Annotated in this window: 16 protein-coding genes; 8 read left to right on the top strand and 8 right to left on the bottom strand. The window is 73.5% G+C overall.

The window, feature by feature from the left end:
• Positions 1–30: 30 nt before the first annotated feature.
• Both HOO61_RS03605 and HOO61_RS03600 read right to left on the bottom strand, forming a co-directional pair.
• Complete coding sequence (locus tag HOO61_RS03605; protein WP_172257003.1) at positions 31–1,353, bottom strand: sodium:proton antiporter; 1,323 nt, start codon at positions 1,351–1,353, stop codon at positions 31–33.
• Positions 1,350–1,961 (bottom strand): helix-turn-helix domain-containing protein, encoded by a 612-nt coding sequence (locus HOO61_RS03600; protein WP_367650009.1) that lies wholly within the window; start codon positions 1,959–1,961, stop codon positions 1,350–1,352. Before HOO61_RS03600 ends, HOO61_RS03605 begins: the two co-directional genes overlap by 4 nt.
• Positions 1,962–2,067: 106 nt before the next feature.
• Between HOO61_RS03600 and HOO61_RS03595 the strand changes: the two genes are divergently transcribed.
• Positions 2,068–3,279: an acetyl-CoA C-acetyltransferase gene (locus HOO61_RS03595; RefSeq protein WP_172257001.1), complete on the top strand. Its 1,212-nt coding sequence runs from the start codon at positions 2,068–2,070 to the stop codon at positions 3,277–3,279.
• A gap of 105 nt (positions 3,280–3,384) precedes the next feature.
• On the top strand, positions 3,385–5,607 hold the full coding sequence (locus HOO61_RS03590) for a 3-hydroxyacyl-CoA dehydrogenase NAD-binding domain-containing protein (RefSeq protein WP_172256999.1): 2,223 nt from the start codon (positions 3,385–3,387) through the stop codon (positions 5,605–5,607).
• A 125-nt stretch (positions 5,608–5,732) separates the two neighbouring features.
• On the opposite strand, the gene HOO61_RS03585 is transcribed toward HOO61_RS03590, so the two are convergent.
• Together HOO61_RS03585 and HOO61_RS03580 are read right to left on the bottom strand one after the other, a co-directional pair.
• Complete coding sequence (locus tag HOO61_RS03585; protein WP_172256997.1) at positions 5,733–6,584, bottom strand: hypothetical protein; 852 nt, start codon at positions 6,582–6,584, stop codon at positions 5,733–5,735.
• A complete protein-coding gene (locus HOO61_RS03580) occupies positions 6,577–7,110 on the bottom strand; it encodes an RNA polymerase sigma factor (RefSeq protein WP_172256995.1) in 534 nt (177 codons plus the stop codon). Before HOO61_RS03580 ends, HOO61_RS03585 begins: the two co-directional genes overlap by 8 nt.
• Positions 7,111–7,325: 215 nt before the next feature.
• Between HOO61_RS03580 and HOO61_RS03575 the strand changes: the two genes are divergently transcribed.
• The 5 genes from HOO61_RS03575 to HOO61_RS03555 all read left to right on the top strand — a co-directional run bounded on the left by HOO61_RS03575 (position 7,326) and on the right by HOO61_RS03555 (position 13,790).
• Positions 7,326–8,024, top strand: coding sequence for an ABC transporter ATP-binding protein (locus HOO61_RS03575; RefSeq protein ID WP_367650008.1), 699 nt, complete (start codon positions 7,326–7,328; stop codon positions 8,022–8,024).
• On the top strand, positions 8,008–9,555 hold the full coding sequence (locus tag HOO61_RS03570; RefSeq protein ID WP_172256991.1) for a hypothetical protein: 1,548 nt from the start codon (positions 8,008–8,010) through the stop codon (positions 9,553–9,555). The genes HOO61_RS03575 and HOO61_RS03570 overlap by 17 nt, the downstream gene beginning before the upstream one ends.
• A 197-nt stretch (positions 9,556–9,752) precedes the next feature.
• Positions 9,753–10,346, top strand: a complete 594-nt coding sequence (locus HOO61_RS03565; protein ID WP_172256989.1) for a PadR family transcriptional regulator — start codon at positions 9,753–9,755, stop codon at positions 10,344–10,346.
• On the top strand, positions 10,343–11,065 hold the full coding sequence (locus HOO61_RS03560) for an ABC transporter ATP-binding protein (RefSeq protein ID WP_172256987.1): 723 nt from the start codon (positions 10,343–10,345) through the stop codon (positions 11,063–11,065). The genes HOO61_RS03565 and HOO61_RS03560 overlap by 4 nt, the downstream gene beginning before the upstream one ends.
• 61 nt (positions 11,066–11,126) lie before the next feature.
• Entirely contained in the window at positions 11,127–13,790 is a 2,664-nt protein-coding gene (locus tag HOO61_RS03555) for an ABC transporter permease (protein ID WP_172256985.1), read from the top strand.
• A gap of 15 nt (positions 13,791–13,805) precedes the next feature.
• On the opposite strand, the gene HOO61_RS03550 is transcribed toward HOO61_RS03555, so the two are convergent.
• The 4 genes from HOO61_RS03550 to HOO61_RS03535 form a co-directional block, all read right to left on the bottom strand.
• Entirely contained in the window at positions 13,806–14,516 is a 711-nt protein-coding gene (locus tag HOO61_RS03550; protein ID WP_172256983.1) for a hypothetical protein, read from the bottom strand.
• Positions 14,513–16,804 (bottom strand): MinD/ParA family protein, encoded by a 2,292-nt coding sequence (locus HOO61_RS03545; protein WP_172256981.1) that lies wholly within the window; start codon positions 16,802–16,804, stop codon positions 14,513–14,515. The genes HOO61_RS03550 and HOO61_RS03545 overlap by 4 nt, the downstream gene beginning before the upstream one ends.
• Positions 16,805–16,888: 84 nt before the next feature.
• Positions 16,889–17,107 (bottom strand): hypothetical protein, encoded by a 219-nt coding sequence (locus tag HOO61_RS03540; protein WP_172256978.1) that lies wholly within the window; start codon positions 17,105–17,107, stop codon positions 16,889–16,891.
• A gap of 89 nt (positions 17,108–17,196) precedes the next feature.
• Positions 17,197–17,391: a hypothetical protein gene (locus tag HOO61_RS03535; protein WP_172256976.1), complete on the bottom strand. Its 195-nt coding sequence runs from the start codon at positions 17,389–17,391 to the stop codon at positions 17,197–17,199.
• Positions 17,392–17,644: 253 nt separating this feature from the next.
• Between HOO61_RS03535 and HOO61_RS03530 the strand changes: the two genes are divergently transcribed.
• Positions 17,645–19,303, top strand: a complete 1,659-nt coding sequence (locus tag HOO61_RS03530) for a BTAD domain-containing putative transcriptional regulator (RefSeq protein WP_172256974.1) — start codon at positions 17,645–17,647, stop codon at positions 19,301–19,303.
• Positions 19,304–19,310 lie beyond the last annotated feature (7 nt).

Genomic DNA, 19,310 nt, shown 5'->3' with positions numbered 1-19,310 from the left:
CACTCTGTCAGCCCGCACCGCACGTACGCCTCACCCAGTCGCGGAGGGAGCCCTCCTGCGGGCGTCGAGGCGTGCCATCGCAGGCGTCGCGGTGACGCCGTGGAGGATCACCGACACGATGATCGTGAAGGCGACCGTGGACCAGAGCCACGGCTCGTCGGGCACGTGCTCGTGGGTCACGGCGTAGCCGAGGTAGAACACGGAGCCGACGCCGCGCACGCCGAAGAACGCCACAGCGGCCATCTCCCCGCGGTCCAGGCCGCCGTCCTCGCGCTCGTCTCGCGGGAGTACCGCGAGGGCGATCCAGCCCGCCAGCGGCCGCACGACCAGCACGAGCGCCAGGGCCACCGCGACGCCGCGCCAGTCCAGGTGCTCGAGCAGGCCCCGGGTCATCGCCATCCCAAGGACGAGCAGGATCAGCAGCGTCATGAGTCGTTCGAGGCGCTCCACCACGCCGTGCATCGCCCGGTGGTAGGCGTTGCCCTTGTCGGAGGCGCGCAACCGGATCGCGCACACGAAGACCGCGAGGAAGCCATAGCCGCCCACGAGCTCCGCGGCGCCGTATGACGCCAGCAGGGCGGCGACCGCGAGCAGGGGCTCACCCGCGTCGGCCAGCCGCAGCTCCTCCTTGCGCGCGTGGAAGGCCTGTCTCCCGAGGAGCCATCCGGCGCCGAGCCCCACCACGACCCCGACAGCGAGCTTGCCGACGACGTACCAGCCGAGCCACGTCCCGGCCTCGGCGAGCCCGAAGCCGCCAGCCAGGAGCAGCAGGGCCAGGTGCACGAACGGGAAGGCGAGCCCGTCGTTGAGGCCGGCCTCCGCGGTCAGCGAGAAGCGGATGTCATCGTCCTCCTCCACGCCGTCCTCGGCCTCGGCCTCGGCCACGTCGTCCGTGAGCGGCTCGCCCACCTGCACGTCGGAGGCGAGCACCGGGTCGGTGGGCGCGAGCACCGCGCCCAGCAGCAGGGCGACCGCGGGCGCCAGCCCGGCGACCCACCAGCCGAGCAGCATCGTGCCCAGGATGGTCAGCGGCATGGCGACCAGGAGCATCCGCCACACCGGCGACCAGGTCCGCCACGAGCGCCACGACCGCAGGTCGAGGATCCGGTCGATCGCCAGCCCGACGCCCATGAGGGACACCAGCACGGTGAATTCGGCGACGTGGGTGATGAGCTCGCGGTTGTCCTCCGGCTGCAGGCTCACGTCGTCGGAGAGGGGGAGCAGGCCGATGGCGAGGCCGACGCCGACGAGGACCATGGGGGGCGACAGCGCCACCCGACGCGTGAGGTGCGGCAGGAGCGTCGCCAGGAGCAGCGACAGTCCGAGGATGAGGTAGACCGCGCCTCCCGTCATCGCGGCCGCTTGGCGTCGTACGACGCCTGGCTCTCGTCGATCGCCTGCTCGTAGGCGGTGACGAGGCCCGCGATGGTGAGCGGCTTGAGGCGGTGGATGAACTCGCGCAGCTGCTCGGCGGTGTAGCCGGCCTCGCGGAACTGCGGCCAGATCTTGGTGCGCACGATCTCCGAGAGCTCCTCGGCCACCTGGCGACCGTGCTCGGCGTAGACCTCGGCCACTGCCTGGGCCGCCTCGGGGGAGATGCCCATCCCCGACAGGCCGCCGGGCACGTCGACGTCGCGATCACCGGTGACGGGCGCCAGCAGGGAGAGGTGGCGGGCGATGTCGGACGGCGTCGCGGTCTCGGGGATCTGGTCGACGTACTTCTCGATCGCCGACAGCGTGAACCCGTGGCCCTGCAGCTCGCGCACCAGCTCGAGCCGCGCGACGTGGTCGGGGCCGTAGTAGCCGGAGCGACCGCGGCGCACGGGCGGGGGCACGAGGCCGCGCGAGGCGTAGAACCGCACGTTGCGCGCGCTGACGCCGGTGCGTTCGGTCAGCTCGTCCAGCGACAGCAGCTCGGTGTCCGTCCCGGTCTCCCGGTCGGCCTGCAGCTCTGTCTCCACCGGACCATCCTCTCCTCAGCCGCCTCCTCCGCCGGAGACCCCATGGGGTGGGTGACGCGCGCCACACCTGTTGGACTGTGACAGTAATGGTGTCACAATCGCCCACATGGCAGAAGCATTCGTCTACGACCACATCCGCACACCTCGCGGCCGCGGCAAGGCCGTGGGCTCGCTGCACGAGGTGAAGCCGGTGGACCTGGTCGTCGGACTCCTCGACGAGCTCAAGACCCGCAACCCCACGCTCGACCCGGCCCGCGTCGACGACGTCGTGCTCGGTGTCGTGACCCCCATCGGCGACCAGGGCGGCGACATCGCCAAGACCGCCGCGCTCAAGGCCGGCTACCCCGAGACCGTTGCGGGCGTGCAGCTCAACCGCTTCTGCGCCTCGGGCCTCGAGGCCGTCAACCAGGCAGCGCAGCGTGTGCGCTCCGGCTTCGAGGACCTCGTCATCGCCGGCGGCGTCGAGTCCATGAGCCGCGTGCCGATGGGCAGCGACGGCGGCGCCTGGGCGATGGACCCCGCGACCGCGCTGCAGACCGGCTTCGTGCCGCAGGGCATCGGCGCCGACCTGATCGCGACGATCGAGGGCTGGAAGCGCGAGGACGTCGACGCGTACGCCGCCGAGTCGCACCACCGCGCCGCGAAGGCATGGGCCAACGGCTACTTCGACGACGCGGTCGTCCCGGTGAAGGACCTCAGCGGGGTCACCGTGCTCGACCGCGACGAGACCGTGCGCCCCGACACCTCGGTCGAGGGGCTGGCCGGGCTCAGGCCGTCGTTCGCGCAGATCGGGCGCGACGCCGGCTTCGACGACGTGGCGCTGGAGAAGTACCACTGGATCCCCGCGATCGACCACGTCCACCACGCCGGCAACTCCTCCGGCATCGTCGACGGCGCGGCCCTGATGGCGATCGGCACCGAGGAGGTCGGTACGTCGCTCGGCCTGACGCCGCGCGCGCGCATCATCTCGACCGCCGTCTCGGGCGCCGACCCGACGATCATGCTCACCGGCCCCGCGCCCGCCGCCCGCAAGGCGCTGTCCCGGGCCGGGCTCGAGGTCGACGACATCGACCTGTGGGAGATCAACGAGGCGTTCGCCGCCGTCGCGATGCGGTTCATGCGCGACATGGGCATCAGCCACGACGTCACCAACGTCAACGGCGGCGCCATCGCCATGGGCCACCCGCTCGGCGCCACCGGCGCGATGATCCTCGGCACGCTCGTCGACGAGCTCGCCCGCCGCGACCAGAAGCGCGGCCTCGCCACGCTCTGCGTCGGTGGCGGCATGGGCATCGCGACGATCGTCGAGCTCGTCTGAGCGCGCCCCTCCGGGTCGCCGGGGTAGTTCAGTGAGAACTGGCCGCCCCGAGCGCCCCGTGACGACCGATTCTCACTGGACTACCCCGCCAGACAGGACTCCCGCATGACCGAGACCACCACCCAGACCGCGGTCCGCTACGACCGCGACGCCGACGGCATCGTCACCTTGACCCTCGACGACCCGACGGCCAGCGCCAACACCATGAACGAGCTCTACCAGTCGTCGATGGAGGCGGCCGTCCAGCGGCTGCACGACGAGGTCGACGACGTGACCGGCGTCGTCCTGACCAGCGCGAAGAAGACCTTCTTCGCCGGCGGCAACCTCAAGAACATGATGAAGGCGACGCCCGACGACGCGGAGGAGATCTTCGCGATGGGCGAGGCCGTCAAGGCCAGCCTCCGCAGGCTCGAGACCTACCCCCGGCCCGTCGTCGCGGCCATCAACGGCGCCGCGCTCGGCGGCGGCCTCGAGATCGCGCTCGCGGCCAACCACCGCATCACCGTCGACGACCGCTCGGTCAAGATCGGGCTGCCCGAGGCGACGCTCGGCCTGCTGCCCGGCGGCGGCGGGGTCACCCGCGTCGTACGCATGCTGGGGCTCCAGTCCGCGCTGATGGACGTGCTCATGCCGGGCACGCAGTTCGACCCGCAGGGCGCGCTGGCCAAGGGTCTCGTCGACGAGGTCCTGCCCACCCGCGAGGAGCTCGTGCCCGCCGCGAAGCAGTGGATCCTCGAGCACGAGGACGACGAGGACGCCGCGAAGAACCCGTGGGACCGCGCCGGCTACAAGATGCCCGGCGGCACCCCGAGGACTCCGGCGCTCGCGCAGTTCCTCCCGGCGTTCCCGGCGCTGCTGCGCAAGCAGACCAAGGGCGCGGTCTACCCCGCCCCGCGCGCGATCATGAGCGCGGCGGTCGAGGGTGCGCAGGTCGACTTCGACACCGCGTCGCGCATCGAGAGCCGCTACTTCACCAACCTGGTGGTGAACCAGCAGGCCAAGAACATGATCCAGGCCTTCTTCTTCGACCTCCAGGCGATCAACTCCGGATCCCTGCGCCCGCAGGGCATCGAGCGCTGGCAGGCGACCAAGGTCGCGGTCCTCGGGGCCGGGATGATGGGCGCGGGCATCGCCTACTCCTGCGCACGCGCCGGCATGCAGGTCGTGCTCAAGGACGTATCGCTCGAGGCGGCCGAGAATGGCAAGGAGTACACCGCGAAGCTCAACGCCAAGGGCGTCGAACGCGGCAAGATCACGCAGGACAAGGCCGACGAGCTGCTGGGCCGGATCACCCCCACCGCCGACGCGGCGGACCTCGCGGGCTGCGACCTGGTCATCGAGGCCGTCTTCGAGGACCCGTCGCTCAAGGCCAAGGTGTTCGCCGAGGTGGCGCCGTACGTCGACGACGACGCGCTGCTGTGCTCCAACACCTCGACGCTGCCGATCACCGAGCTCGCGACCGGCATCGACCGGCCCGCGGACTTCATCGGCCTGCACTTCTTCAGCCCGGTCGACAAGATGCCGCTGGTCGAGATCATCCGCGGCGCGGAGACCTCCGACGTCGCGCTGGCCAAGGCGTACGACGTCGTCCAGCAGATCCGCAAGACGCCGATCGTGGTCAACGACTCGCGCGGCTTCTACACCTCGCGCGTCATCGGCACCCAGATCAACGAGGGCCTCGCCATGCTCGCCGAGGGCGTGCACCCGGTCTCGCTCGAGCGGGCCGCGACGTCCGCCGGCTTCCCGGTCGGGCCGCTGCAGATCAGCGACGAGCTCAACATGGAGCTGATGAAGAAGATCCGGGTCGCCAACGAGGCGGCCTGGGAGGTCGCGGGCAAGGACGTCGCCGCCGACCCGTCGTCGAAGGTCGTCGACACCATGCTGGAGCTCGGCCGCCCCTCGCGACTCAAGGGCGCCGGCTTCTACGACTACGACGAGAACGGACGGCGTACGACGCTGTGGCCCGGGCTCGCGGAGCACTTCCCCGTCGCGGAGCAGCAGGTCCCGATCCGCGACGTCCGCGACCGGATGCTCTTCATCGAGGCGCTCGAGACGGCCAAGTGCTTCGAGGAGGGCGTGATCACCTCGGCCGCCGCAGCCAACATCGGCTCGATCATGGGCATCGGCTTCCCGGCGCTCACCGGCGGTGCCGCCCAGTTCATGACCGGCTGGCAGGCGCTCGACGACACCGGCCACGGCGTGGGCCCGGTCGGGCTCGACGCCTTCCTCGCCCGCGCCGACGAGCTGGCCGACGCCTACGGCGAGCGCTTCCGCCCGACCGCCTACCTCCGCGACCTCGCGGCGAAGGGCGGCTCCTTCCCCGCCTGACGCGCCGACAGTCGAGTCGGCGCATCCTGCGCCGGACAGAAGGTCGAGTCGGTGCATCCTGAGCCTCGCGGTGCCAGGATGCGCCGACTCGACGCGTTTCGCGAGTCAGGATGCGCCGACTCGGCTCAGGAGGGGTCGGGTGGGACCAGCTCGACGGAGTCGACGATCCGCAGCAGGTCGTCCACCTCGTCGTCGGGGGCGTCGCGCGTCCACGCGGCCCAGATCAGGAGCGGTCGACCGTCGAGGTCGATCACCCAGGCGTCGTACGTCGTGCCGCGTCCGAGGTAGGTGACCTGGGCGGTGGGAGCAGCGTTGAGGTAGGCCTCGTTGGGGCACTGTCCCGCCCGGCCCTGCTCCCGCAGGCGTAGGTGCACCACACGGTGGCCGAAACGTATGCCTCGCTCGGGGCCGGAGACCACCTCCAGACGAGGAACGTTGGTGAGCGCCTCCACCAGCGTCGTGGTGTCGGCGCGGATCACCTCCCCCATGGTGCACCCGGGCTGGGCGAGCCACTGGACGTCCAGGCCCAGCATGCCGACCACCCACCCGGGACCCCTGTCGAGCACGTCCTCGTTGCTGCCGACCTGCTCCGACGTCCCGTCCGACAGACCCTCGAACCGGTTGGGCCCGGCCCAGGAGTTCCAGCCGGCGGGGAGGGTGAAGCGCACGGTGGGCAGTGTTGGATCGAGGGGCTCGAGCTCGTAGGTGCCCTCCTCGAGGGTGGTCATCGCCCCCACGGGGAAGGGCCGCGCGGAGGACGCGCCGTCGGAGTCCTCGGCCGGTTGTGGGTCGGCGCGGTCGCCGTACGTCGCTGCGAGCAGGCCGCTGGCCCCGAGCACGCAGGCGGTCACGGCGGCCACCACCGCGTGACGGCGCCGCCTCCGGTCGCGACCGGCCGCCGAGATCAGGTCGAAGTCCGGCAGGGGGGTGCTGTGCTCGGCCTCCTCGCGGAACGCCTCCAGGAGTCGCTCAGACATGGGGGACGCCTCCTTCGGCGTAGGCGAGGTGCGAGGCGAGTGCCTCTCGTCCTCGACTGAGGCGGGACTTCACGGTCCCGGCCGCGACGCCGAGCTCCTCGGCGATCGTCTCGACGGGGAGGTCCGCGAGGTAGAACAGGGCGATCACCTGTCGCTGGGCCTCCGGAAGGGCGCGCAGCGCAGTGATGATCTCCAGGTGTGACTCCAGTGCCTCGGGGTCGCGGGGCGCCACCATGCGGCTCCGCGCACGCTGGGCGTTGCGTCGCTTCCGCCAGCGGCTGCGGTGCTGGTTGATCGCGGTCGTCCGCAGCCACGCCTCGGGGTTCTCGACCCTGGCGAAGCGCCGACCTGCCGCCGCGGCACGGACGAAGGCCTCCTGCACCAGGTCCTCGGCCTCGTCCATGCTGCCCGTGACGCCGAACAGCTGCACCACGAGGCGGCGGTAGCTCGCGTCGAACACGTCGCGGAGGCTCGTGGGGTCGTTCGACGACCACGGACCGCCGATGCTCACGGTGTCCTCATCCATGCCGGCCTCCTCTCCGGATGACCAGAACGACCCGCGAGCACCCCCTCCGGTTCCGCCACCCTGCCGACTTCTTCCATGGTGCGCCGGGACGGCGACCGTCGCCTGCCCGTCTGGACCGGTCGGCCGGCGCCGCCCGCTGCCCCCATCGGCGTTACAGCGATCATTGTCCGGCCAAAGCGCCCTCGCGGACCCCTGAAGCGCGGCACACTCGTCCGGTGAGCCAGAGCCCCGCCGTCGTCGTCCGCGACCTGCACGTCCGCTTCGGCGACGTCGAGGCCGTCTCGGGGGTCGACCTGACCGCCGCCAGCGGGCGCGCGACGGCCCTGCTCGGGCGCAACGGCGCCGGCAAGTCGACGACGATGAAGGTCCTCGCCGGGGTCGTGCCGCCCACCTCCGGTGCGGTCACGGTCGCCGGCCACGACGCCGCCACCGACGCTCTCGGCGTCAAGCGCGCCGTCGGCTACTGCCCCGACGTGGGCGGCCTCGTCCCGCGAGCGACACCCTGGGAGCACCTCCAGCTCAGCGCCCGGCTCCGGCGGATGCCGGACTGGGAGGAGCGTGGGCGCGACCTGCTGGAGCGCTTCGAGCTCGGCGACGTCGCCCACCGGGTGGTCGGCGGCTTCAGCCACGGCATGAGCCGCCGCCTCAGCGTCGTCCTCGCCGCGCTCCACGAGCCGGCCGTTCTGCTGCTCGACGAGCCGTTCGACGGCGTCGACCCGCTCGGTGTCGAGGCCACCCTCGAGGTCGTCGCCGACGCGCGCGCCCGCGGCGCGTGCGTCCTGCTCTCCACCCACCTGCGCGACCTCGCGCTCGAGGCCTGCGGCGAGGCCGTCGTGCTGCGCGGCGGCAACCGGGTCGCCGCGATGCAGGCGGGCGACCTCACCGGCGAGGCCTACCGTGCCCTCCTCGACTGACACCCCGCACGCCTGGCTCGAGGCGGCGCGCGACACCCGTCACCTGATGGGCTTCCGCGCCCGGACCGTACGCCGTCGTGGCGCCGCCGGCCTCGGCCTGGCCGTCGTCGTCGTGCTGACCGCGGTCTTCGCCGTCGGGCCCTCGCGGGTCGACCTGCAGGCCGCCGGTTCGGCACCGCTCGAGCGGGCGCTCGCGGCCCTCGAGAGCAACCTCGGCGCCGCCTTCGCGGGCTTCCTGCTGCTGGCCGTCAGCGCCGCGATGGGCAGCGGCGGCGGTCGCGAGCTGCTGTCGCGCAGCGAGGCGTCCGTCCACCCGATCAGTCCCGTCACCGAGCACCTCGGCGCCCTGCTCCTCGCCCCGGTCAACCTCGCCTGGCTGGTCCAGGCCTGGGGGCTCCTCGCGATCACCGCGCTGGTCGCACCGCCCGGACGCCTGCTCGGCGCCCAGGTCGTCGTCCTGGCGTGGGTCCTCGCCGCGACCGCTCTCGGGCAGGCGGCCGGCTGGGCCGTCGAGGGCGTACGCCGCACCGAGCGCGGCGTGCTCGTCGTACGACTCGTCGCCGGCGCGGTCGTCGTGCTCCTCGCCGGGCTCCACCTCGCGGGCCTGCTCGCGCCGCTGGCGCGCGCCCTCCCGACCACCTGGGTCGCGGACACCGCGCTGACCGGCCGCTGGCCGCTCGCCGCCGCCCTGCTGCTCGTGCTCGCGGCGGTGGCGGTCGTGCTCGGCGCCCGGCCGGCCGCCTGGGCGCTCGGGCTGCCACCGCGCGAAGAGCTGCGGGTGCAGTCCGGCGTGCACGAGGCGCGCCCCGCGCCCGAGCCTCGCTGGGGGTCCGGCGACCGCGCCCTGCTGCGTCGCCTCGACCGCGGGTCGGTGTGGCGCTCGGTCGGGATGCGCCGCGGCCTGATGGTGCTCGGGATCGGCCCCGGCCTGGTCGCGCTCGTCGCCGGCCTCGAGTGGGGGACCGTGCTGCTGCTCCCCGGCCTGACCGCGAGCGGCGCGGCGCTGCTCTTCGGCGTGAACGCCTGGTGCCTCGACGGCAGGGGGATGGTCTGGCGCGAGACGCTGCCGGTGTCTGCGGCCGACGTGTTCGACGTACGCGCCCTGGTGGTCGCGGAGTGCATGGCTGTGGTGTCGGGGGTGACCGTGGTGCTGGCGCTGCTGCGCAACGGCCTGCCGCCCCTCGTGGTGGGCGTGGCGGTGGCGTCGTGCTGGCTCGTCGTGGTCCTGCAGGTGCTGGCGATCGTGATGTCCTGGTCGATCCGGTCGCCCTACTCGGTCGACCTCTCCTCGCCCCGGGCGACGCCTGCGCCGCACGCCGCGATGGCGGGGTACGCCGGCCGGCTCTCCCTGGTCACGACGCTGACCGCGATGCTCTTCACCGGCCTCGCCGCGCTCCCGTGGGCGTGGGTCCCGGCCGTGGTGGCGCTGCCCTTCCTCGTCTGGTCGACGGTCCGCCTGCGCCGCGCACGCCGCCGGTGGCTGGCCGGCGACGACCGCGCGCGGGTGGTGCTCACGGTCGCGGCCGTCTGAGTTCCGGGCGGCCCCTCTGTGCAGAGTCCCCGCTCGAGCGGGGAGTCCGTCACCTGGAAGGGCAGACAACGCCCTCCCGGTGACGGACCACCCCCACAGGTCGCAGCCAGCGGCGCTCGTGCCGGCATGCATACGTGGTATACATACCCGGTATCCATCGGTCGACAGGGATCGATGGACAGGTCACGGAGGCGCGGATGTCGATCCGGCAGGCGATGCTCGCCCTGCTCGAGCAGGGGCCGATGTACGGCTACCAGCTCCGGGCGGAGTTCGAGCAGCGCACCGGGGAGACCTGGCCGCTCAACATCGGGCAGGTCTACACGACGCTGTCTCGGCTCGAGCGTGACGGACTGGTGGAGGTCGTCGACCACGGGGGTGCCGACGACCCCGCCAGTGACCGTCACGTGAGCTACCGCGCCACCGAGGCCGGGCGCAGCGAGGCATCGGCGTGGTTCACCACGCCGGTGCCCCGCGCACAACCGCCACGCGACGAGCTCGCGATCAAGCTCGCCATCGCCGTCACGCTCCCGGGCGTCGACGTCAGCGGGCTCATCCAGAAGCAGCGGACGGCCACGATGTCCGCGCTCCAGGACTACACCCGGCTCAAGCGCAGCGGCCGCGCCGCGCAGCCGACCGACCCCGCCGACCTGGCGTGGAGCCTCGTGCTCGACTCGCTCGTCTTCGACGCCGAGGCCGAGGTCCGCTGGCTCGACCACTGCGAGGCCCGACTGCGACGCGCGGCCGGGACCCGGGACGTACGACCTACCACCGACAGGGAGACCACCCGATGAACGCCGTCCTCGACCTCGCCGCCGTCACCCGCGTCCACGGGGAAGGGGCCACCGAGGTCCACGCGCTGCGCGGCATCACCCTGCGGGTCCGCCCCGGGGAGCTCGTCGCGATCATGGGTCCGTCCGGATCGGGCAAGTCGACCCTGCTCAACCTCGCCGGCGGACTCGACCAGCCGACCGGCGGGTCGGTCCGGATCGAGGGCACCGACCTCGCCTCGCTCGACGCCGCCGGCCAGGCCCGGATCCGTCGTACGTCGGTGGGCTACGTCTTCCAGGCCTTCAACCTGATCCCCGCCCTCACCGCCGCGGAGAACGTCTCGCTGCCACGCGAGCTCGACGGCGAGAAGGCCAGGGTCGCCCGCCGGTACGCCCTGGCTGCCCTGGCCGAGGTGGGCATCGAGGACCTCGCCGACCGGTTCCCCGACGAGATGTCCGGCGGCCAGCAGCAGCGCGTCGCGATCGCCCGCGCGATCGTGGGGGACCGTCGCCTGATCCTGGCCGACGAGCCCACGGGCGCCCTCGACACCGACACCGGTGAGGAGATCCTGCGGCTGCTCCGCGCGCGGTGCGACGCCGGTGCGGCGGGCCTGCTCGTCACCCACGAGGCACGGCACGCCGGGTGGGCCGACCGGGTGGTGTTCCTGCGCGACGGGCGGGTGGTCGACGAGTCCGGCTCGGACGAGCCCGAGACGCTGCTCGACAGGGGCGCGGCCCGATGAACACCCCACGACGTTCTTCTCCTCCGCTTCGCTCCCCCGAACAACGCCCCGGGGACCCCGCATGAGGGGGTGGCGGCCGGCGCTGCGGATCGCGTGGCGCGACGTCCTGCGCGCCAGGGGGCGCAGCGCCCTCGTGCTGGTGATGATCTGCCTGCCGGTGCTGGCGGTGAGCGCCGCAGCGGTGGTGTGGAAGACCTCGGACGTGTCCGGCTCGGAGTCCGCGACGCGGCTCATGGGTGCCGCGGACGCGCGGCTGTGGTCGGAGGGCCGCGGGCCCATCATCCAGGCGCCCGACCCCGGGGAGTACGACTGGGCCGAGGTCGGTGACGACTTCCGTCGCGGCCGACCGGCCTCCGAGGACGAGATCCGTGAAGTCCTGGGCGCCAACGCGCGGCTGCTGCCCCTGCTCCGCACCCACGCGCAGGCGCGGGTCGGCGAACGCGCGATCTTCTTCGACGTCACCGAGGTCGACCTCCACGACCCGATGGCCGAGGGCCTCTTCGAGCTGCAGGAGGGCACCCTGCCGGCCGGGCCGCACGAGGTCGTGGTCAACACGGCGATGATCGGCAAGGGCTTCGCGCTCGGCGACGAGATCAAGGTGGCCGACACGACCGCCACGATCGTGGGGGTCGGGCGCGACGCCACGAGCCGCCAGAACGCGACCGTGCTGGGGCCCATCGGCGCGGTGGGTGCGTCCGACACCACCCACCGCTCGGACTGGCTGGTCGAGTCCGACCCGGTGAGCTGGGCGCAGGTCCGCGAGCTCAACGCGATCGGCGTCGTCGTCGCGTCGCGCGCCGTCCTGGCCGATCCGCCGGACGTGGAGACCATCGCCGAGCAGCTGGGCTACGACACCGGGCGCGACGAGATATTGGCGATCCTCGCCCTCGTCGTGACCATGACGCTGCTCGAGGTGGTGCTGCTGGCGGGCCCGGCGTTCGCCGTCGGGGCGCGTCGCCAGGCGCGCGTCCTGGCGCTGATGGCCGCGTCCGGCGGTACGCCGACCCAGACCCGCCGCGTCGTGCTGGCGGGCGGGCTCGTGCTCGGCCTCCTCGCCTCCGTCGTCGGGGTCCTCCTCGGCATCCTCGTCGGCTGGGCCGTGGTGCCGGCGGTGCAGCTCTTCGACTGGAAGTGGTTCGGCCCGTTCGAGGTCCCGTGGGGCTGGCTCCTGCTGGTCGCGGCCTTCGGACTGCTCTCCGCGTTCCTCGCCGCGGTCGTCCCGGCGGTCATCGCGTCGCGCCAGGACGTGGTCGCGGTGCTCGCCGGTCGGCGCGGTGACCGCGCCCCGCGAGCGAGCACGCCGATCCTCGGGCTGGTCATGCTCGGCCTCGGTACCGCCGGTTCGGCGTACGGCGCGGTGAGCTCCGACGACGGCAACGGGGCGACGTGGATGTCGTTGTCGGCCATCGTGTCGGTGCTGGGCATGGTGCTGGTCGTGCCGGTCGTGGTCACCCTGCTGGGGCGGGCGGCCCGTCGCCTGCCGCTGCCCGCCCGCTACGCCGCGCGCGACGCCGTACGTCATCGCACCCGCACCGTGCCGGCCGTCGCAGCCGTGGCCGCCACCGTCGCCGGTGTGGTGGCACTGGGGATCGCCAACGCGAGCGACGAGAAGGGCAACGAGGCGACCTACTACCCCCAGATGGCGATGGGCGAGGGCCGGGTGTCGTGGTGGCCGACCGTCCTCCCGGGCGAGGAGGCGCCCGACACGGATCCGGTGTGGGCACGTCTCGAGCAGGTGGTCCGCGAGACCGCCCCCGACGTCGGCGTCGCGCCCGTGCAGGGGCTCCCCGAGTCGCTCCCGACCGGCGGATGGGTCGGCTGGACGATGCGCGTGCCGGGCGCAACGGGTGACGAGCGGCACCTGTCCCTGGCCTACTCCGGTGGCTACGGCGCGTCGATGATCGTCGCCGAGGACTCGCGCGCAGTCGGCCTCGACGACGCCGCCCGCGAGCAGGCCGATGCTGCGCTCGCCGCGGGCCGCATGGTGGTCTTCAACGACGCCCCGGTCGCGGCGGACGAGGTGGTCGTGCTGGCCGACAGGTGGGGTGACGAGATGGCCGAGGAGGCCACGGTCAACGTGCGCCGCACCGTCCCGGCGAGCTACGTGGTGGTCGACGGGACCGCACCCAGCCAGGCCATCGTCCCGCCCGAGATGGCCTCAGGGCTGGCCCAGGACGTCGGTGGCGAGACCTCGACCAACGCCCTCGTCCTCACCGGCGGCGTCGACCGCGAGACGGAGACGGCGATCGAGGAGGCCGTCGGCGGCGCGCAGTCCGAGACCTCGGTCTACGTCGAGCGGGGCTACCAGCGCCCGCCCGAGGCGACGATCGTGCTGCTGGTGCTGGGGGTCCTCGGCGGGGTCCTGATGCTCGGGGGAACCCTGACGGCCACGTTCCTCGCCCTCGCCGACGCGCGTCCCGACCTCGCCACGCTGAGCGCGGTGGGCGCGGCGCCCCGGGCACGACGCGCGGTCGCGGCCTCGTACGCCCTGGTCATCGGCCTCGCCGGCGCGGTGCTGGGCGCGGTGGTCGGGTTCGTGCCCGGGATCGCGGTGTCCCGGCCCCTGACGAGCTTCAGCATGGGTCCCGACGGCGACGTCGGTCCGTACCTGGCGATCCCGTGGCTGCTGATCGCGACGGTCGTGGTCGTCCTGCCGCTGCTCACTGCCGCCGTCGTCGGGCTGACCGCCCGCTCCCGGCTCCCGCTGGTGGCCCGCCTCGACTGAGTCCGACTCGGTGGATCAGCGGGTGACCGCGACCCGGGCGGAGCGGGTGCGGCCGTCGAGGGCGCGTACGACGACGCGGCGGAGCTCGCCGAGGGAGCGGGACGATGCCCGCTCCGCGCGTCGTGGCGTGACCGGGGTGACGACGGCTGTCCGGAGCGCGGAGGCCTCGGCCTCGACCCAGGCGGCGACCTCGGCGAGCGCCGCGTCCGGGAGCCGCCCCACCGCGTCGACCTGCACGACGAGCTGGAAGGCGGCCGTCGCCGTGACGCAGGTGGCACACGCCCCGCCCATGGACAGCGCCCGGTTGGTCGGGCGCGCCCGGGTGCCCGGCCCGATGACGACCACCTGCACGGCCAGGGCAGCCGCGCTGCAGTCCCAGCAGTCCTGGGTCCAGGCGGAGGCGACGTTGTCGAAGCGGGCCGACGAGGGCCCCGGGACGTAGAGCACCTGCACCACCGTGCTGTCCCCGCGGCACCCGTGGCACGAGGTCGTGGTGGTCGCGACCGCGTCCGCCTTGAGGGCGTCCTCGCGGACCATGGTCTCGCCGACGACGACGTCGCTGTCCTCGCGGCGCTGGTCGCTGGGCTGCGCGCTGGCGACGAGGTCGAGGTCGCGCCGCTCGTCGGCCGCCCCCCGGGAAGCCGGCCCGCGGGAGGTGGCGTCCGCGGCACCGGCCAGGAGCAGGGTCGCCACGACGGCGTGCGCGACCACGCCGCGCGCGGTCACGAGTCGTTCCCGAGGACGAAGTTGTCGGCCACCGCCGCCGCGATGTCGACCAGCGCGTCACGTGTACGACGGTGCAGCGCGGACATGTCGGTGAGCGCGCCCGGCTCGAGCGCGTCGTCCCACGGGACCGTCACGACGCGCGCGCACCGCTTCTCGAAGTGCCGTCGCATCGGCTCCGGCGGCTCGCTGCCGCGGCGCTCGGCATTGACCACCACCACCGTGCGCGCGACGAGGTCGTCGAACCCGTGCTGGTCCATCCAGTCGAGGGTCAGCGCGCCGGCCCGGCCGCCGTCGAGGCCGGCGCGCACCACCAGCACGACCTGGTCGGCCTCGGTGAGCAGCCCCTGGTTGGCGCTGTCGAGGATGCCGGTGCCCGTGTCGAGCAGGATCAGGTTGTAGAAGCGGTCGAGCAGGCCGATCAGCCGGTGGTAGTCGTCGCGGGCCAGGGCCATGCCGATGCCGGGGTCGTCGTCGGAGGCGAGCACCTCGAGCCGCGACTCGACGGCCTGCGAGGTGTAGCGGCGCAGCGCGGCGTACGTCGTGATCCGGTCCAGGTCGCGCAGCACGTCGGTCACCGTGCGGTCGTGCGGCGGTGCGACCCGGTGGGCCAGGTTGCCGGCGTCGGGGTTGGCGTCGACCGCGATCACGCGGTCGCCGCGCAGCAGCGCGAAGGTGCTGCCCAGGGCCAGCGTGATCGTCGTCTTGCCGACGCCGCCCTTGCGGCTCATCACCACCACGCGCCGCGAGCCGTCGATCGGCGTGCGCAGCCGGCGCTCGAGCTCGCGCCGGCGCTGCTCGGGCAGGCTCGGTCCGGGGTTGAGCAGGTGGCCGCTGCCGCGGTACACCGTGCTGCGCCAGCCCTGCGTCGGGACCGGTGCCGGGGCGGCGTACATCACCTCGTCGGTGAAGTCGGCCGCCGAGACCACCCGCGGCGGGTCCGGGACCGGGACGGGTTCGGACGGCGCCGCGCCGTTCGCCACGAGCCGGTTCCGGGCCAGCAGCACCAGCGTGGACGCGACCCGCCACAGGGCCAGCAGCGCGCCCAGGATCGGCAGCAGCAGCAGGGCGATCGAGACCACCGCGAGGGCCATGGCCGCCCAGTCGCGCTGCTGCCACGCGAGGTCGAAGACCAGCTGCTGCAGCTGCAGGCCCTCGCGTCCGCGCTCGAGGAACTCGGGGAGGTACCAGACCGCCCAGCCGAGCGCCCCGACCAGCAACGGCACCACCACCACGACCCAGCCGGTGACGAACCGCCGCGAACGCGGCCGGAGCTCCGTCACGCGCGGGTCGGCGGGGTGTCCGGGGCGCAGGCTCCGGAGCACCGGACCGACCCGGGCGAACAGGTCGGGCACGCCGGCCAGGTCGGACAGGACGTAGTAGCCGTCGAAGCGGACCACCGGGATGAGCTGCTGGAGCATCTGGAACTGGAGGACGAACGCGGTCAGCAGCAGGACGCCGTTGCCCGTCGCGAAGTAGGCCCCCGCGAGCACCAGCACGGTGAGGGCGTTGAAGTGCAGCCCACCGAGGTCGGTGCGCACCCGGCCGGCCCGGCCGAGGCGGTAGGAGTCGGTCACGTCGGTGTAGAAGGCCGGGAAGACGAGGTAGAGCCCGAAACCGATCTCGCCCGGGCGCGCGCCGCCGTAGCGGCAGGCGGCCGCGTGACCGAGCTCGTGGACGATGGCCGCCGCCGTGAGGAGCGCGTAGATCAGCAGGGCGATCGTCGGAGTCGCGAAGAGCTCGCCGATCGCCGCCCAGAGGTCGCCCTGCGTCACCAGCGCGACGTCGGCGGCGACCAGCGCCGCGAGCGCCAGGACGACCAGCGGCGGCCAGAAGAACGGCACCAGTGCGCCGGCCAGGCGGTTCACCAGGCCGGCCGGGATCAGCGTGCCCTTGGCGGTCAGCGTGAGCAGGGGTCGCGCCCGCACCGCCCGCGTCGGCTCCGGCGACTCGTCCGGGACCACCAGCCCCAGGGGCTCGAGACGGGTGGTCACGAGGTGCGCCAGTCCCTCCACGGTCAGGGTCCGCCCGTACGCCGCACTCACGTCGGCGGCGACCTCCTCGGCCGGCCGGGGCGGCTCGACCGCGCGCACGACCAGGTGGAGCAGCTCGGACAGCTGCACCACCTGGTCGTCGACGCGGCGCACGAGGAACGCCGGGTCCTTCAGGCCGGATCCCTGGACCGGGCCCAGGAACTCCAGTCCGCGCGCCTGGCGCCATCGTTGCCGGCTGGTGGGTGAGGTCGGCGCGGGTGGCGCGGTCGCCACGTGGTCTGCGGTCGTCAGGTCCATCGCTCTGGGTGCTCTGTCTGCTCTGGTGGGTGGATCGCGCGACGGCGGCGGGCGCGCCAGAGCAAACGCGCCCGCCGCCGGGTCTCACGGCATGTGCATCTGCACCGAGGCGAGGTACTGCAGCGCCAGTGCATTGGCCTGGGAGCCGATCGTGGCCGCGTTGACGGCGAGGGCGAGGTTGACGCCCACGACGTTGGTGACGTTGACGCACGCGAACTGGCAGCTCAACGTCTCCCGACGGGGCAACGGCGTGGCCGTCTCGGCCTCGAGGTCGGCCATGACGAGCTCGTTTCGTCGGACCATGCGGGTTCACCTCCATCTGTGCTGGGTCGGCGGAGGGCGGCACAGACCTTGCGTGGCCTCCCCCTCCGCAGGGAGGCCACGCCCGGTCATCAGCCCTGCGTGACGGTGATCGCCTGCCAGGCCTCGCTGTGCGCGAGGGACCCGAAGGTGGCGGCGTTCACGGCCATGGACGAGTTGGTCGCCCAGACGTTGGCAAAGTTGGTGTTGCCGAAGATCAGCGTCTCCCGGATCGGAAGAAGCTCGGTGCGCTCGGTGTCGAGCTCGGCGAATGACAGTTCCCGCATGATGTTCACCTCCCCCCTTGTGCGGTTTCTCTGGCGGGCACATCGCACTCGGGCCAGCGTGACTCCTGCGTGACCGGTCGGTGACGCCGCGTGAGGTGGTCAGGACTGGTCTGGACGTCGACCCCAATCCTGGGGAGATCAGTGCGGGCCTCTACTCCTTAGGGGTGGGATTCGGGCACCGTGGTCGGTCGGGGAAGCCCGCGACTCGCCGTGCGAGCCGCGGCACGGGAGAGGGAAGTCTCGGTGATCGACCATGCCGGAGACAGCGCTGGCAGCCAGTCGTGGACTGAGCCTCCTCGGCGGGTGGCAGCTCGTCGTGGACGGCGACGTCGTCGCGCTCGGCGGGCGCGAGCAGCGCCTGTGCGCCCTGCTCGCCCTCACCGGTACGCACGCCCGCGCGCAGGTCGCCGGCACGCTGTGGCCCGAGAGCACCGACGCCCGTGCCCTCGCGAGCCTCAGGCGGGCCGTCGCGCAGACCCACCAGCGCTGTCCGGGCCTGCTCGCCGCCGACCGGACGAGCATCGGGCTCGCGGCGGACGTCGTGGTGGACGTCCACGTCCTGCGGGAGGCCGTGGCAACCGCCACGGACCCGGACGCCGGGGCGGACCCGTCGCTGCTGGTCACGCTGGCGGGGGAGCAGCTGCTCCCCGGTTGGTACGACGAGTGGGTCGAGGCGCACCGCGACGAGCTCGAGCACCAGCGGATCGGCGCGCTTGAGCGGCTGGCGCGGCGGGCCCTCGACCACGGCAACACCACGCTCGCCGAGGACGCCGCGCGAGCGGTCGCCCGCGCCGAGCCCTTGCGGGAGTCGGCGAGCGAGCTGCTGATCCGCGCCCTCCTCGGGCGCGGGGACCGGGCCGGTGCCCTGCGTGAGCTCGAGCGCTACCGCGACGTCGTCCGCACCGAGCTCGGCGTCGTGCCCTCGCCCGCCCTCGGCGCCCTCGTGGAGGACCCCGCGCCGCCCGTCGTCCCCGTCCAACGCCGGGCGCCCGCCACGGGGACGGCCCGACCGACCGAGCCGACCGGGTCGGTCCTGCGGCAGGTCGCGCCACCCGGTCCACGGGTCGCTCACCCCGGACCGCCGCCCCCACCGGACCCCCTGTCCCCCACAGGGCCGGCCGGCCTGTCCCGGCGGGCGACCGCTGCGCGGCTGGCGGTGGGGGCGGCCCTCGTCCTGGCAGTCTCGGTGTCGGTCGCCAACCTCGGCCCCGACCGCACCCGGCCGACCGACCCGGCGTCCGCCGACCGCCTCCCGCCCGCGCCGTCGGACCGCCGGACCGGGGCGACCTCCGACGACGGCCCGGCGTCCCCCGCCCGCGAGGTGCTCGTGCGTCCCGTCGACGCGGCCCAGGGTGCCGCTGCCTTCGTCGTCAGGGCCACCCAGCGCCCGGCCCGCGTCCGGCTCGAGGTCGCCGGACCGTCCGGGAGGAGCGTCGTGCGCAGCGTCGTCGTACGCAGTCGCGACGGGCAGCGACTGGTCCTGGGCGGGCTCGACGGTGGCACCTACGAGTGGTCGGCGACGTCCCCGACCGCCGCGCCCGTCGTCGGCGAGGTCCGGGTCGCCGACCCGGATGCTCCCGCCCTGGTCGCGGCCGAGGAACCCCGGCGCGACCCGTCCCCGCCGCCCGCGCAGACCCCCACCCCGACGCCCACCCCGACCCCCGCCACGACCCCCGCCACGACGCAGGTCGCCGCGACGACCCCCGCCCCGACCCAGGCCTCCACCCCCACCCCGACGCCCACGCCGAACCCCACGCCGAACCCCACGCCGAACCCCACGCCGAACCCCACCCCGACCCAGCAGCCGGACCCGTCCCCGAGCCAGACCCCCCAGCCCAGCCCGACGCGGAACCCGAGCCCGCCCGGCGAACCCACCGATCCCGGCACCCAGGACCCGGGCCCGGTGGGGTGAGGAGCAG

It is taken from the genome of Nocardioides sp. zg-1230 (assembly GCF_013155335.1).
Lineage (GTDB): Bacteria > Actinomycetota > Actinomycetes > Propionibacteriales > Nocardioidaceae > Nocardioides.
Note: the sequence above shows the minus strand (reverse complement) of the source record. Positions and strands in the feature narration are given on the sequence as shown.